The sequence below is a fragment of the Clostridium tetanomorphum genome (genome assembly GCF_017873215.1).
In the GTDB taxonomy this organism is placed as follows: Bacteria; Bacillota; Clostridia; order Clostridiales; family Clostridiaceae; genus Clostridium_AO; species Clostridium_AO tetanomorphum.
Genome location: NZ_JAGGKA010000020.1, coordinates 16358 through 30853, shown reverse-complemented (window position 1 = coordinate 30853; position 14496 = coordinate 16358). Strand labels below are relative to the sequence as shown.

14 protein-coding genes, 1 riboswitch and 1 other annotated feature are annotated in these 14496 nt (G+C 29.8%); of the genes, 1 reads left to right on the top strand and 13 read right to left on the bottom strand.

All coding sequences use genetic code 11. The features are described from left to right. Positions 1 to 52: 52 nt before the first annotated feature. The 5 genes from J2Z24_RS16830 to J2Z24_RS16810 form a co-directional block, all read right to left on the bottom strand. A complete protein-coding gene (locus tag J2Z24_RS16830) occupies positions 53 to 706 on the bottom strand; it encodes a class II aldolase/adducin family protein (RefSeq protein ID WP_035150875.1) in 654 nt (217 codons plus the stop codon). Positions 707 to 728: 22 nt separating this feature from the next. Beyond that, on the bottom strand, positions 729 to 1775 hold the full coding sequence (mtnA, locus tag J2Z24_RS16825; RefSeq protein ID WP_035150878.1) for an S-methyl-5-thioribose-1-phosphate isomerase: 1047 nt from the start codon (positions 1773 to 1775) through the stop codon (positions 729 to 731). Positions 1776 to 1900: 125 nt separating this feature from the next. Then, positions 1901 to 2893, bottom strand: coding sequence for a zinc dependent phospholipase C family protein (locus J2Z24_RS16820; RefSeq protein WP_035150881.1), 993 nt, complete (start codon positions 2891 to 2893; stop codon positions 1901 to 1903). A gap of 447 nt (positions 2894 to 3340) precedes the next feature. Then, entirely contained in the window at positions 3341 to 4117 is a 777-nt protein-coding gene (locus J2Z24_RS16815) for a TPM domain-containing protein (protein ID WP_035150884.1), read from the bottom strand. 1 nt (position 4118) lies between these two features. Further along, on the bottom strand, positions 4119 to 4694 hold the full coding sequence (locus tag J2Z24_RS16810; RefSeq protein ID WP_035150887.1) for a LemA family protein: 576 nt from the start codon (positions 4692 to 4694) through the stop codon (positions 4119 to 4121). Between the two features lie 167 nt (positions 4695 to 4861). On the opposite strand from J2Z24_RS16810, the gene J2Z24_RS16805 reads away from it, so the two are divergent. Then, complete coding sequence (locus J2Z24_RS16805; RefSeq protein ID WP_035150891.1) at positions 4862 to 6100, top strand: competence/damage-inducible protein A; 1239 nt, start codon at positions 4862 to 4864, stop codon at positions 6098 to 6100. 97 nt (positions 6101 to 6197) lie between these two features. Here J2Z24_RS16805 and J2Z24_RS16800 read toward each other — a convergent pair whose 3' ends face one another. The 8 genes from J2Z24_RS16800 to J2Z24_RS16765 form a co-directional block, all read right to left on the bottom strand. Next, complete coding sequence (locus tag J2Z24_RS16800) at positions 6198 to 7370, bottom strand: NAD(P)-dependent malic enzyme (protein WP_035150894.1); 1173 nt, start codon at positions 7368 to 7370, stop codon at positions 6198 to 6200. A 173-nt stretch (positions 7371 to 7543) separates the two neighbouring features. Then, positions 7544 to 8185 (bottom strand): endonuclease III, encoded by a 642-nt coding sequence (nth, locus tag J2Z24_RS16795; RefSeq protein ID WP_035150897.1) that lies wholly within the window; start codon positions 8183 to 8185, stop codon positions 7544 to 7546. A gap of 88 nt (positions 8186 to 8273) precedes the next feature. Continuing rightward, the gene (locus J2Z24_RS16790; protein ID WP_035150900.1) at positions 8274 to 8987 is read right to left on the bottom strand and encodes a lysophospholipid acyltransferase family protein; all 714 of its coding nucleotides are present in this window, start codon (positions 8985 to 8987) and stop codon (positions 8274 to 8276) included. Positions 8988 to 9025: 38 nt separating this feature from the next. Then, a complete protein-coding gene (gene queG / locus J2Z24_RS16785) occupies positions 9026 to 10006 on the bottom strand; it encodes a tRNA epoxyqueuosine(34) reductase QueG (RefSeq protein WP_035150904.1) in 981 nt (326 codons plus the stop codon). Between the two features lie 12 nt (positions 10007 to 10018). Further along, entirely contained in the window at positions 10019 to 10585 is a 567-nt protein-coding gene (gene epsC, locus J2Z24_RS16780; RefSeq protein ID WP_035150907.1) for a serine O-acetyltransferase EpsC, read from the bottom strand. A gap of 39 nt (positions 10586 to 10624) precedes the next feature. Next, the gene (cysK, locus tag J2Z24_RS16775) at positions 10625 to 11536 is read right to left on the bottom strand and encodes a cysteine synthase A (RefSeq protein ID WP_035150909.1); all 912 of its coding nucleotides are present in this window, start codon (positions 11534 to 11536) and stop codon (positions 10625 to 10627) included. A gap of 54 nt (positions 11537 to 11590) precedes the next feature. Continuing rightward, positions 11591 to 11828, bottom strand: a binding site (T-box leader). Positions 11829 to 11890: 62 nt separating this feature from the next. Further along, the gene (gene sleB, locus J2Z24_RS16770; RefSeq protein WP_035150962.1) at positions 11891 to 12595 is read right to left on the bottom strand and encodes a spore cortex-lytic enzyme; all 705 of its coding nucleotides are present in this window, start codon (positions 12593 to 12595) and stop codon (positions 11891 to 11893) included. 171 nt (positions 12596 to 12766) lie between these two features. Further along, on the bottom strand, positions 12767 to 14032 hold the full coding sequence (locus tag J2Z24_RS16765; protein WP_035150911.1) for a magnesium transporter: 1266 nt from the start codon (positions 14030 to 14032) through the stop codon (positions 12767 to 12769). Positions 14033 to 14232: 200 nt separating this feature from the next. Next, positions 14233 to 14398: riboswitch (M-box (ykoK) riboswitch) on the bottom strand. Positions 14399 to 14496 lie beyond the last annotated feature (98 nt).

Genomic DNA, 14496 nt, shown 5'->3' with positions numbered 1-14496 from the left:
TGCATTGCAAGGCTTTTTAATTACTTAATTGTAAATTTTAAATATATACTAATTATTTCTGACCATACTTATTATTATAGTATTCTATCATTTCTTGAGCATCTTCCGTACTTAATAAATGTATATGTCCTAACATTTTTGCATATATCAATATTTGTGCACTTTTTTCAATTAATACACAAGATTTATAAGCATCTTCCATATTCTCCCCTATGCCTATAACTCCATGATTCTTAAGCAATGCTCCCTTTCTATTTCTAAGAGCTTCAACTACATAATCTGCTAACTCATCAGTTCCAGATAAGGCATACTTTGCTATCTTTATATCTCCTCCTATGTGTTGAACCATATCTTCTACTATCATTGGAATGGTTACTCCAGCTACTGCGCAAGCAGTAGCATAGGTACTATGAGTATGAATTACAGATTTTATATTTTCCATAGATTTATATATCTTAATATGAACCTTTAGCTCTGATGTAGGCTTTCTAAATCCATCTAAAATATTTCCTTCCTCATCTAATACAACTAAATCTTTAATATTAGTCTTTTCATATTCCATTCCTGAAGGCGTAACTATATATAACTCCTTACCACTTTTATCTTTTGCTTTCATGCTTAAATTGCCCCAAGTCCCTACTATCAATTGCTTATTGTATAATCTTAAAGACATGTCTACTATTTGCTGTTTTTCATCTTCAAACATATAAATCACTCCTATTTAAAAGCTATTTATATTTTGCTCTTTTTATAGATATATTATATGGCGGTGTTAATATTCCAACTTCTGTTATTATACCAGTTATATACTCACTAGGAGTTACATCAAATGCTGGATTAAAAACATCTACTTCTTCTGGTGCAATTCTGTGTCCGAAAACATGTCTTACTTCATCCTTATTTCTTTCTTCTATTAATATTTCTTCACCAGATGCTAAATTTAAATCTATAGTAGATAATGGAGCCGCTATATAAAAAGGTATATTATGAGCCTTTGAAAGAACTGCGAGAGAATATGTTCCTATTTTATTTGCCACATCTCCATTAGCAGTTATTCTATCTGCTCCCGTTATCACCATATCTATCTTTTTTAGTTTCATGGCATAAGCTGCCATATTATCTGTTATTAATGTCTCCGGTATACCTTCCTTTAACAATTCCCAAGTAGTAAGCCTTCCGCCTTGCAATAAAGGTCTAGTTTCATCTATATAAACATGAATATCTTTTCCTTCATTATAAGCATATCTTATTACTCCTAAAGCAGTTCCATATCCTGCAGTAGCTAATGCTCCTGCATTGCAATGAGTTAATATATTAGCTCTATAGGGAATAATCTTGCTTCCATACATGCCTATAATTTTATTACATTTTATATCTTCTTCATATATTAAATGAGATTCTTTTAATAAAGTTTCCTCTATTTCTACCGGCGATAAATGCTTTATTGACTCTAATTTTCTCCTCATTCTTTCTAATGCCCAAAATAAATTTACTGCTGTAGGCCTAGTTTCTCCTAATTCCTTAATGGCATTATTTATAAATTCAATATATTCTTCTTTATTATTATTTTTTCTTGCCTCTATAGAAGCCAACACGACTCCATAAGCTGCAGATACTCCTATAGCTGGTGCTCCTCTCACTACTAAGCTTTTAATAGCCTCAACTAATTGTAAATAATTTTTGCAAATAACATATTCCTCTTTTAAAGGAAGCCTTGTACAGTCAATAAGCATAAGTTTATTATCTTTCCACTGTATAGTCTTTACCTCTTCCATAACCAATCCCCCTTAGCAGTTGTGTCTATAAATGTTACTACATTTAATTATAACATTTCATCCTGCGCTTTCCATATATTTCAAAAAACTTTTATTTTATTTTTTATGAACCCTAAATAAATTATTTACTCAAATATACAGTTAAAATATATCATTTTTTTATGTTCAGCTAATAATTTCCCTGATTCATAAGATATATTAGGGAAAAATTCTTTTAGCTCCTCTTTAGTCATGTTACCTTCTACATATTCAATAATTGCATTAATCATATCTTTTCCCTTTTTTACCCCTTCATTATATAATTCTTCTCCAGTTTTATTTGTTACCTCTTTATAATCACAAGGATGACTCCATTTTTTTCCATAATTATTTAAATAATCTAAATCATTTTTAATTTTCCGTGGATATATATATATTTTAGCATCAATGCTTTTTTTAATTATCCATTCTATAACAGAAAAAATTTTTTCTGTTATGCCATTAGGCTCTGTAAAAAACTTAAGACTATTTTTCATATCCTTATAGCAATAGTTAATTAAATAATTTTTTATTTCTAAGTTATATACATTGTTTAAAGCATTAAAATATAATCTTTTTATTATGCTAGGAACACATTCTCCTAAATTTATTTGTTCATATAATGGAATTTTATAAGCTGAAGGTCCTTTTTTCTTTTCTAATTCTATAAAGCCAATAATTTTTTCTAGTTGTCTGTGATATTCTTCATATTTTTTTGTTTTCTTATAATCAGGGTCATATATTCCTCCAAAATAATATATAAAAGGATGCATAGATGTATCAAGAGCATAATGAGTAATAAAACCTAATACATAGGAAAATAATATATTATACTCATCATCATAATTCCATTCCTTTAATTTATCTATAATATATATAATAAAATCTCCTGTTTTATCAGTATGTAATTGTTGACCTAATTTTTTTACCCTATTGTGTTTACTAGGTATCAATGGACAATAATAAAGAAATATATCTGGCCCTTGTGATCCAAATTGAAAATACTTTATATTATTCATTAATATAGATTTATATTTTTCTTTTTTTATATCCTCTATTATTTCATTTGCTCCTAAGATATGTGTCCATGAGTCTGGCATAATAATTTCCTCCTGCTTAATTATGACTTTATCCTTAAATACTATTGACATTATGATAAGATTAAATTTTCGACTAAAACAAATTTCTCTTAATCTTTATAATTCTCCCTAATTACATTTATTATTCAAAAGTAATTTAGAATTTTGTAGAGTAGGTTGAAGGAAATTTTATTTCCTTCTTCCCCTCATCAAACCGTGCATGCGATTTTCTTGCACACGGCTTTCCGATATTATTCTTTCTACGACATTATAACTTTTAAGAAGATAGTTTCTTTAATCCCAGTATTTCTACTACGCTTAGTGGTTGGCTACAAGGCTTCTTGGCAATTACCTTGACTGGACTTTCACCAGTAAGTATGGTCCAGCTTTGCTGGACGCACATATAAAAAAAGACGACTAAATCGTCTTTTTTAATTCCTATTCTTACTCCTTATTTTGTCAAATGTATTACCAATCTCCAGAGGAGCCTCCTCCACCAGATGAGCCTCCTCCAAAGCCTCCACCGCCGAAACCACCAGGACCTCCTCTACCACCTCTTCCATTCCAAAAAGAACTCCAAAATAGTATAGAAAGTATTTGTCTTGTAACTCTTCCTCTATTCAATAAATTATCTAGTATAATAAGTAACACTATCAATTGTATTACTTTTTTAGACGCAGTAGAGTTGTTTTTTTGCTGAGATTGTTTTGGCAAAGCTACTGGTTTATTTTTATCTAACTTTACGTTATATTCTTTAGCTATAGCATCTGCAAACACTGAATAAGGCTCTTTTATTCCTTTGTCATACTCTTTATTCCTAAAAGCTGGTTTAAAAAGATTTTCCATTACCTTATCTGTATATATATCCGGTATTGCTCCTTCTAATCCATATCCTACCTCTACTCTTCTTTTTTTGTCTTCCATAGAAATCAACATAAGAAGTCCATTATTCTTTTCTCTTTTCCCTATGCCCCACTGTCTAAAAAGGGTATTTGCATAGGTTTCTATATCATAGCCTTCAAGAGAATTTATAATAACCACTACAGATTGAGCACTGGTTTTATCTTCTAGTTCCTTTCCTACTGATACTATATATTCTTTTGTTTCTTTGCTCAATACATTGGCATAGTCGTTTACATATTTTAAATTAGTAGGCTTAGGTACATTTATTTCTGCTTTAACTGAAAAAGCAAAGATTATCAATATAAATACTACTATACTAAAAAAACTTTTTAATTTTTTCATATTACTTACCTATATTAAAATCAACTTTTGGTACTTCCTTAGCTCCTTCATTTGCCTTATAATAGCTTTTTTCCTCAAATCTAAAAATTGATGCTATTACAGAAGTAGGAAATTTTTTTATAGTACCATTATACTTTTCTACTGCAACATTATAATCTTTCCTAGCCACATTAATTCTATTTTCTGTCCCTTCTAATTGTACCATTAACCCTCTAAAATTTTCATTTGATTTAAGATCTGGATATCGTTCTACCACTACAAGAAGTCTTGAAATAGCACTAGTTAACTCCTCATCTGCATTTGCTTTGTCTTTAACACCCTGAGCACCATTTAACCTTGCCCTAGCATTAGCTATATCTGTAAATATATCTTTTTCTTGCTTTGCATATCCTTTAACTGTCTCTACTAAATTTGGAATAAGATCTGATCTCCTTTGAAGATCACTATCTATATTTGACTCTGCCTTTTTTATGTTTTGATCTAAACTTACTATTTTGTTATAGCTTGATATTATAGGAGCAATTAAAACTATTAGTATACCTAATACTATTAATATATTTCTTAATGTTTTATTCATATTCATCCTCCTTCAAATTTACCCTCTAAGAATATTATATATATTTTTCTTTATAAGATACCTACTTTCAAGTTTTACAATATTTATTTAATAATAATTTAATATTGTGATAATATTAAATTAGAAATATTATTTTATTAACTGAATTTTTAAGGAGGTCTTATCCTATGACTGGAGAGATAATTGCAGTAGGTACTGAGCTATTATTAGGTGATATTTTAAATACAAATGCTCAATATTTATCTAAAAAATTAGCTGACTTAGGTATATATCTTTATCATCAATCTGTTATTGGTGATAATAATGAAAGAGTAAAACAAGGATTAGAAACAGCATTTAAAAGATCAGACTTAGTTATAACTACAGGTGGATTAGGTCCTACAAAAGATGATTTAACTAAAGAAGTAGCCGGAGAATATTTTCACAAAAAAATGGTTCTTCATAAAGAATCATTAAAAATGATAGAAGAATATTTCGAAAGACAAAAAAGACAAATAAGTGAAAATAATAAAAAACAAGCTTATTTTCCTGAAGGAGCTATAATACTTCAAAATAATTATGGTACCGCACCTGGTTGTATAATAAATGAAAATAATAAAATTTTAATTCTTCTTCCAGGTCCACCAAAAGAAAACATCCCTATGTTTGAAAATTATGTAGTTCCCTATCTTCAAAAATTTAGTAAAAATACATTTGTATCTAAAACACTGAAAATATGTGGATTAGGGGAGTCTTCTGTAGTAACTAAAATCAACCATATTATTGATAATCAATCTAATCCTACAGTAGCTCCTTATGCTAAAGAAAATGAAGTAACTTTAAGAATAACTGCAAAAGCTGAGTCAAAAGAAAAATGTGAAAGTTTAATACAACCTGTAGAAAATGAAATTAAATCTATTCTAAAAGAAAATATTTATGGATATGATAAAGATACCCTAGAGAGTATAGTAGGAAACATACTTATAAACAACAAATTAACCATATCTATAGCTGAATCTTGTACAGGAGGCCTTTTATGTGGAAGACTTGTAAATTATCCTGGCATTTCACAATGCCTTATAGAAGGAATTGTAACCTATAGCAATGATTCAAAAATGCGAAGAATAGAAGTTAAAAAAGAAACTTTAGAAAACTTTGGAGCTGTAAGTGAAGAAACCGCAATTGAAATGGCCACAGGAGTAGCAAAAGCTGCTGATTCAGATATAGGAATTTCAACTACTGGAATTGCTGGTCCCGATGGTGGAAGTGTTGAAAAACCTGTTGGCCTTGTTTACATTGGCCTTTACATAAAAGGAAAAACATTTTTTAAGGAATTAAATCTAACTGGTGATAGGCAATCTATAAGATCAAGAACTGTAACCATTGCATTAGACTTCTTAAGAAGAAAACTTATTTCAGAACATTAAAAAATAAAGGGTACAGTTTACCCTTTATTTTTATTTGAAAGTAAAGAAAAATTACCATTACCTGTTCACTATCAATTATCAATTACCAACTAGTAAACTATATCTTAGCAACTCCCAATTCCTTTGCAATTCTTCTTACTTCTTTTGCTACAGATTCACATACTTCTTTGTTGAATGGATCTGGAATTATATAATCTTCTTTTAACTCTTCATCCTTTATAAGATTTGCAATTCCTCTGGCTGCAGCAAGTTTCATATCTTCATTTATTTCTTTTGCTCTTACATCTAAAGCCCCTCTAAATATTCCTGGGAATACAAGTACATTATTTATCTGATTTGGGAAATCAGATCTTCCTGTAGCTACAATCCTTGCTCCACCTTCTTTAGCTTCATCTGGCATTATTTCTGGTGTAGGATTTGCCATAGCAAAAACTATGCTGTCTTTATTCATAGTAGCTACCATTTCTTTAGTTAATACCTTAGGGGCAGAAACTCCTACAAATGCATCCTTATTCTTTACGATATCTTTAAGAGTTCCCTCTTGCAATTCTCTGTTTGTAACCTTTGCTATTTCTCTTTGAGCTGGGTTTAACCTTTCATCACCTTCTACTAAAGCTCCATTAATATCACACATAACAACGTTTTTAGCTCCAGCGTTTAATAAAAGCTTGCAAATAGCAATACCAGCTGAACCTGCTCCATTTATTACAATTCTAGATTCTTCTAACTTTTTATTTACTAATTTTAGTGCATTATATAATCCAGCTAAGACTACTATAGCTGTTCCATGCTGATCATCATGAAACACAGGAATATCTAATTCTTCTTTTAATCTTTTTTCTATGTAAAAACACTCAGGTGCTTTTATATCTTCAAGATTTATTCCTCCAAACACAGGTTCCATTAGTTTTACTGTTTTTATTATTTCTTCAGGGTCTTCAGTATCTAAACATATTGGAAAGGCATCTATACCAGCAAACTCTTTAAATAATAATGCTTTTCCTTCCATTACAGGTAATCCTGCACTAGCTCCTATATTTCCTAGCCCTAAAACTGCAGTACCATTAGTTACTACTCCTACTGTATTTCCCTTTATTGTATATTCGTATACCTTATTTCTATCCTTTGAAATTTCTATACATGGCTCAGCTACTCCAGGAGTATATGCTACTGCTAAATCATGTCTATCCTTAACATGAACCTTTCCTATTACTTCCAGTTTACCTTTTTTATCTGAATGCATTTTTAAAGCTTCTTCTTTAATATCCATTTTTAACGCTTATTAAACTTAACCTTACTTTATTAGAGATTAAATCTAATAAAGCTCCCTCCCTTCTTTGTTTAAAGTAAAATAAGTGAGAGTTGAAAATTGAATGTATTAAAAAAATTATTATAAACTTTCAGCTATCAATTCTCCACTAAATAAAAACTGTTCATTATTAATTACTCTTGTTTACTTACTCCAGCAAAGTATTCACAATATGGAGCTATAGGACACTTTTCACAATCTGGTTTCCTAGCCTTACAAATATTTCTACCATGCCATATTAAATAATGGTGAGTATCACTCCACATATTTCTAGGTACATTTTTTATTAATTCCTTTTCCACCTGATCAGGAGTCTTTCCTTTTCCTATACCGATTCTATTGGCTACTCTAAAAACGTGGGTATCTACTGCTATAGCGGGTATTCCAAAAGCATTAGATAAAACTACATTGGCAGTTTTCCTTCCAACCCCAGGTAATTTAGTTAACTCTTCCATGGTATCCGGAACATTTCCATTATGTTCTTCTAATATAGCTTTTGATGCTTCTAGTATATTCTTGCTCTTATTTTTATAGAATCCACAGCTTTTAATCTTTTCACCTAATTCCTCTTGGGAAAGAGTAATCATGCTTTCTGGACTATTATACTTTTTATATAATTCTTCTGTTACTATATTTACCCTTTTATCTGTACACTGAGCCGATAATATAGTAGATATCAGTAACTCATATGGAGATTTAAACTCTAAAGCACATTTAGCATTAGGATAAGTTTGACTTAATATTTCTAATACCTTGTTTATATCTTCTTTTCTCATTACTTAATATCACATCCTTCTTTAGAGTAAACAGTATAAAGCACAGAGTACAGATTTAAAAAGATTTTTTTACTCTCTTATCTATACTCTATTCTTCATTCTCTATCTTATAAACTCCTTGATATTCTTCTGGTAACAATATAGCTATATTCTTCATAAAACATTCTAAAACTCTTTCTTCATAATGATGTTTTTCTTCTCCATCTTCTCTTTTAGGTATATCTAAAGATTTACCTAAATTAATATTCACATCCGAATACTGAAACTTTTCTGACCCCATATCCTTGCTATTTATAGGAAGCAATTTTTCTGTACCTGTTATAGACATCGGTATTACAGTAGCTTTAGAAAGTTTTTGTATCAATACAACTCCCTTTTTTCCTTCTATCATACTACCTGTTCTACTCCTAGTACCTTCAGGAAAAATCAAAACATTATTACCATTCTTTAAAGCTTTAACTATACTTGATATTGCTTCTTTATCTGCTGTATTAGGCTTAATAGTTATAGTCTTAGTAATATTTATCCCCAAATTAGTAAGAGGATTTTTAGAAAGTTTAATTCCAGCTACAAAAGTTATATCATAATCTTTTAAAACCTTATTTATAACTAATGCATCTGAGTTACTTAAATGATTGCAAACAAATAATATTGGCTTCTTAACATCTTTTAAATTTTCCAGACCTCTCACTTTTATATTTGCGTATTTTTTAAGATATCCATCCAAAATCTTCCTTGATATAGAAATAACAAATCCTCTAGGAAGATAAGATATAATTTTAGCCATTGTAGGAGAAATCATAAAATGCTCCACCTTTCATAAAACAGTGTATAATTAAATTATAGTTTGTGTAATCGTAAAAGTCTACCATAATAATCTTTTACATAAGGTGAGTTAAACTGTTTTATGACTATATTTTCAAATTCTCCTTCTTTAAAAGCATTTATTAAAGCATTCCTCGTAAGTATATTTTTCCCTCTCCATCCACAAGAAGTATTTGCATATTTTTCTTTAAAAGTTTTGTTATCTAAATTAATTAATTCCCCTATATCTGCATTTTCCATAAATGGTAATGGTATAAATTCTTTTATACTTGAACAATTAACTTTTTTATTATAAGGACAAATCTTTTGACAACTATCACACCCAAAAATTCTTCCATTAAGTTTGGAAAGCCAAACATCCTCCAAATCCTTTTTCTGAGTTATATAGGACAAACATATATTAGGATTATTAAAGTTACCTTTTATAGAACCTGTAGGACACTCTTGTAAGCATAATGAACAATTTCCACACCCATATTCAACAGGTTTATCTTCTTCTAACTCCAAATTTGTAATTATTTCACCCAAAAATACATAGGATCCATATTTTTTAGTTATTATCATATTATTTTTGCCTATAAATCCAATTCCTGAAAGGCTTGCTATATGCCTTTCAGGTAAGAAATTGCTATCAACAAAATATTTAGCTTCACCTCCTAAACTTTCTATAAACATACATATCTTTTTTAAATAATTAGAAATTACTAGGTGATAATCTTTACCCATAGTGTACTTAGAAAAATAAAATTTACTATCGAATTCATTGTTAAACATGTAAGGAAAGGCGATAGATATTATCGCCTTTCCTCCTTCCATATAAATCTTAGGATTTATTCTCTTGTCTATATTTTTCTCTTCAAATTCATTTTCATACCCTTTATTTTTTCTAAGTTGAAATAATTCTTCTAATTCTTTAAATTTCCTACAAGAAGTTATACCAATTGTATCTAATCCTAACTCATTACAATACTTAATTATTTTATATTTATTACTCATATTCTCACACCATTAACATCCCTTTGCCTTTGTTCTGTAGTCGTGCATATCTATTACATCAGCACCATCACATCTAACCACTTTCGCTGGTATACCAACTGCTGTACAATTAGGTGGAACTTCCTTTAAAACTACTGCATTGGCTCCAATTTTTGAGTTATCTCCAAGTACTATAGGTCCCAATACTTTAGCTCCACTTCCTATTATTACATTGTTACCTACAGTAGGATGCCTCTTTCCTTTATTTTTACCCGTTCCCCCTAAAGTTACTCCATGATACATAATTACATTATCACCTATCTCCGCTGTTTCTCCTATAACTACTCCCATCCCATGATCTATAAATAATCCCTTTCCTATTTTTGCTCCTGGGTGTATTTCTATACCTGTAAAATGTCTTGATGTTTGCGATATAAGTCTTGCAATAAAATACATTTTCATTTTATAAAAAAAATGTGCTATTCTATGATTTATGATAGCATGAATACAAGGATAAAGTAGAAAAACCTCTAACCTATTTCTTGCTGCAGGATCATTTTTCATTACATTATCTATATCATATTTTAAATTCTTAAACATACAAACCTCCTATTCTCTTACTAGAGTTATTTTCCTCCATTATTCATATATTCCTGTAGATAAATATTTTTCTCCACCATCTGGAGCAACAGTCACTACTTTTTTACCTTTGCCTAGTTTCTTAGCCAATTCTATAGCTGCAAAAATATTAGCACCTGAAGATATACCTACTAATATTCCTTCTTTTCTTCCCATAATCTTTGCGTATTTAAAAGCATCTTCATCAGATACAGTTATAATTTGATCTACAACTTCTTCTTGATATATATCTGGAATAAAATTTGCCCCTATCCCTTGTATACCATGAGGACCTGCTTCCCCTCCTGATAATAAAGGAGATTTAGCTGGTTCTACTGCTACTACTTTCACATCATTTTTTAATTCCTTTAATCTTTTACCTATGCCTATAAGAGTTCCAGCAGTACCTACAGATGCTACAAACATATCTATATTGGGTACATCTTTTATTATTTCCTCTGCTGTAGTTTTATAATGTTTCTCTGGATTTGCTTCATTATTAAATTGTTGAGGTATATAAAATCCTTTTTTACCATTTGCTATTTCTTCTGCCTTATCTATAGCACCTTTCATTCCATATTTCCCCTCAGTAAGTACTAATTCTGCTCCATAAGCTTTTAAGATATTTCTTCTTTCCATACTCATAGTATCAGGCATGATAATTATTACTTTATATCCTTTTAGTCTCCCTACCATCGCTAGTCCTATTCCTGTATTACCACTAGTTGGTTCTACTATAGTATCTCCTTTTTTCAATAATCCTAGTTTCTCAGCTTTTTCTATCATTCCTAATGCTGCTCTGTCTTTTATACTTCCACCTGGATTTACTTTTTCTAACTTTACATAAACTTCTGCCATATTATCTTCTACAATATTATTTAACTTTACCAAAGGAGTATTACCTATCATTTCTAATGCATTATTATATATCATTATAAAATTCCCCCTAAAATATATTTTTTTATACAAAAAACTTCGCCTCTACAGTATAGAGACGAAGTTATAACTTCGCTGTTCCACTCTACCAAAATACGGTGTTGAACTAAATTTCAAGCACAACTCAATGCTCTATCACTATAACGGGTGATACCGATGCAGCCTACTCAATTCGGTGCACTACTCCAGAGGGCACTTCACATAAACTTCCTATAAGAATCCTCTCAGCATATTAGATTCCTTCTCTGTATATTCCATATATGTTACTTTCCTCTTTCAATGTATTTCAGACTAATTTAGTATGATTTCTATATTCTTATTATATTCAATATTTTTAATTTGTCAACCCTCTTATTTACAGAATCTATGTTTTCCAATAACTTTTATTAAAGGTCTTGACCATATCCATGGACTAGTTGCTGTTGCTGGATTAAAATAATATACTGCTCCTCCCGATGGATCCCATCCATTTAAAGCATCAGTAGCTGCTTTTATGCTACTCTGCTTCATAGCAGCATTTATTTGTCCATCCGCTATTGCTGTAAAGGCTCCAGGTTGGTATATAACTCCAGCTATAGTACTTGGAAACCTTGGATCTCTAGTTCTATTAAGCACTACTGCTCCTACAGCTACCTGGCCTTCATAAGGCTCTCCTCTTGCTTCTCCATTTATAATTCTAGCTAATAAGTTTATATCTTGATTATTATTATTATACTTATTACTAGTTCCTGATGAAGTTCCTTCATTTATTCCTAATGCAGCTAAAGTTTGATTTCCAACTATACCATCTACTTTTAATCCATTCTTACTTTGAAACTTTTTTACAGAAGTAAAAGTTTCATATCCATATATACCATCAATTCCCCCTTTATAATATCCCCAATTTTTTAGTCTTTTTTGTATATTATACACTGTTCCTCCCCTTGAACCATAATAATAAGTGATAGCATTTAATGCTTTATTATATGGAATGAAGTAAACATAAACGCCCAAAAAAGATATAATAGCTATTATTCCATATATAATTACCCTTTTTAAAGTAATAATTTTTTTCATATCAATACACTCCTCAGCCCTTAATAATGTATTTCTTACATTATTTTTACCTAAGAATAAAAAAAAATACATATAACTATACATTCTGAATTATTTATAAAAATTTAATTTTACAAATGAAAAACACTATCAAATACATTTAAACTAAAATATATTTGATAGTGTTTTTATTTAACCTGCTTTTTTAAATCTTCTCTTCCAATTAGGAGCTAATACATCCTCTATTATATCATTGATTACTACTATGCCACATAGTTTCTCCTCTTCTGTAACTACAGGTATGGATAGTAAATCGTATTTTATAGATAATTCTGCTGCCTCATCTATGCTTTGATTATCCTTAATTTTAATTAAATCTTCATTCATTATGTCCATTAATTTATTATCTGGTGAAGAAATTATTAAGTCTCTTAATGAAATTACTCCTTTTAATTTTTCATCATCTTCTACAATATATATATAATATATAACTTCATCATCAGGTTTTATATCTCTCAAAAGCTCTATAGTTTCTCCAGCAGTTATATTTATATTAAATGAAATAAAGTCTTTATTCATTATACTTCCTACAACTTCTTCTTCATATTTCATAAGATCTCTTACTTCTTCTGCATCTTCCTTTTCCATAGTTAAAAGAATTTTTTCTGCTGTTTCTTCATCAACTCCATCTAAGATATCCGCAATTTCATCATTAGGCATACTTTCTAATACTTCTACTCTTTTATCTTGGCTTAAGTTTTCTAAAATATCTGCTTGTATTTCTGGCTGAATTTCTTCTAATACATTAGCAGCTAAATCTTCATCAATACTTTCAAATATCTTTTTTCTATATCTGGTATCCATGCTTTCTAATATATCTGCTAAATCTGCAGGATGGAGTTTTGATAATTTTTGATAAGATACAGATAATTTCAAATTATCACTTACCATTTCTAGTGATTCTACACTATCCCACATAATTAAACTATCCTTAGGCTTTTTATCAAAAAAATTATATATATTCTCTAATAAACATTCTACCCCTAATCTTCTTCCTAATGCAAATATTCCTGTATCCACTGCTATTACTTTTAACTCTCCAGCTATTTCTGCCATTCTTAAATCATTAACCTTAACTATCTTTTTACCATTAATATCTACAATCTGTTTATGAAGCAAATGCTTTGATAAAAGATATGAATAAGTCCTTGGTATTATATCTCTAGCACCTTTTACCTCTACCTGCATTCTTCCACTATCATCTTGATAGAAACTTATGGATTTAAATTCATAGTTAAATACTTCTCTACCTTTCTTTAACTTATATCCTATAGCTCTTGGAAAACCATCTTCTGTAGTAACATAAATATCCCACAATTTACCTATATTGTCTCCAAATTCATCATACACCTTCTTGTATAGGACTTTACTTAAAAAGAAACTTGCCATCTTTTTCATAAATATTCCTCCTTCTGCTTGCAGAGGAATATTTATGATTATATATAAATTAAACTTAATATTCCTCTACTCGCCATATTAAATTTTTATAATTTGTCCGACCACTACGAGGGCCACTTTCCATTGAATTTCACCACCTAAAAATATTTTTATTAATAATGTAAAACAAAAAGAGCGCTAAAAAGGCTCTCTAAACAAACTCAGTTAATACTTCGTTGAGTTTTAGCACTATATAGCTTTAGAACTATGTCTAGCTACATTAGATAAAACCTTAATTCGGTAGTACCTGTTGACCCATTGGCATCTCTCGATGTTTCCGGGCAGTAGCGTATATCCATATAGGAGCCTCACCTAACTAAAACAATATTTAATTTATTCTACAATATTATTATATTACTAAAGTAATAAAAATCAACTATAAAACAGTAAATTTATTTAAATTTCTTTATTATATGTTATCAGCC

What these genes read in the sequence shown, in the direction of transcription:
- J2Z24_RS16765 (WP_035150911.1), bottom strand. Translation starts at nt 14,032, where the DNA reads ATGAAAAAGATGGCAAGTTTCTTTTTAAGTAAAGTCCTATACAAGAAG.
- nth (WP_035150897.1), bottom strand. Translation starts at nt 8,185, where the DNA reads ATGAGAAAAGAAGATATAAACAAGGTATTAGAAATATTAAGTCAAACT.
- mtnA (WP_035150878.1), bottom strand. Translation starts at nt 1,775, where the DNA reads ATGGAAGAGGTAAAGACTATACAGTGGAAAGATAATAAACTTATGCTT.
- J2Z24_RS16810 (WP_035150887.1), bottom strand. Translation starts at nt 4,694, where the DNA reads ATGAATAAAACATTAAGAAATATATTAATAGTATTAGGTATACTAATA.
- J2Z24_RS16805 (WP_035150891.1), top strand. Translation starts at nt 4,862, where the DNA reads ATGACTGGAGAGATAATTGCAGTAGGTACTGAGCTATTATTAGGTGAT.
- J2Z24_RS16830 (WP_035150875.1), bottom strand. Translation starts at nt 706, where the DNA reads ATGTTTGAAGATGAAAAACAGCAAATAGTAGACATGTCTTTAAGATTA.
- sleB (WP_035150962.1), bottom strand. Translation starts at nt 12,595, where the DNA reads ATGAAAAAAATTATTACTTTAAAAAGGGTAATTATATATGGAATAATA.
- J2Z24_RS16790 (WP_035150900.1), bottom strand. Translation starts at nt 8,987, where the DNA reads ATGATTTCTCCTACAATGGCTAAAATTATATCTTATCTTCCTAGAGGA.
- epsC (WP_035150907.1), bottom strand. Translation starts at nt 10,585, where the DNA reads ATGTTTAAGAATTTAAAATATGATATAGATAATGTAATGAAAAATGAT.
- cysK (WP_035150909.1), bottom strand. Translation starts at nt 11,536, where the DNA reads ATGATATATAATAATGCATTAGAAATGATAGGTAATACTCCTTTGGTA.
- queG (WP_035150904.1), bottom strand. Translation starts at nt 10,006, where the DNA reads ATGAGTAATAAATATAAAATAATTAAGTATTGTAATGAGTTAGGATTA.
- J2Z24_RS16820 (WP_035150881.1), bottom strand. Translation starts at nt 2,893, where the DNA reads ATGCCAGACTCATGGACACATATCTTAGGAGCAAATGAAATAATAGAG.
- J2Z24_RS16800 (WP_035150894.1), bottom strand. Translation starts at nt 7,370, where the DNA reads ATGGATATTAAAGAAGAAGCTTTAAAAATGCATTCAGATAAAAAAGGT.
- J2Z24_RS16815 (WP_035150884.1), bottom strand. Translation starts at nt 4,117, where the DNA reads ATGAAAAAATTAAAAAGTTTTTTTAGTATAGTAGTATTTATATTGATA.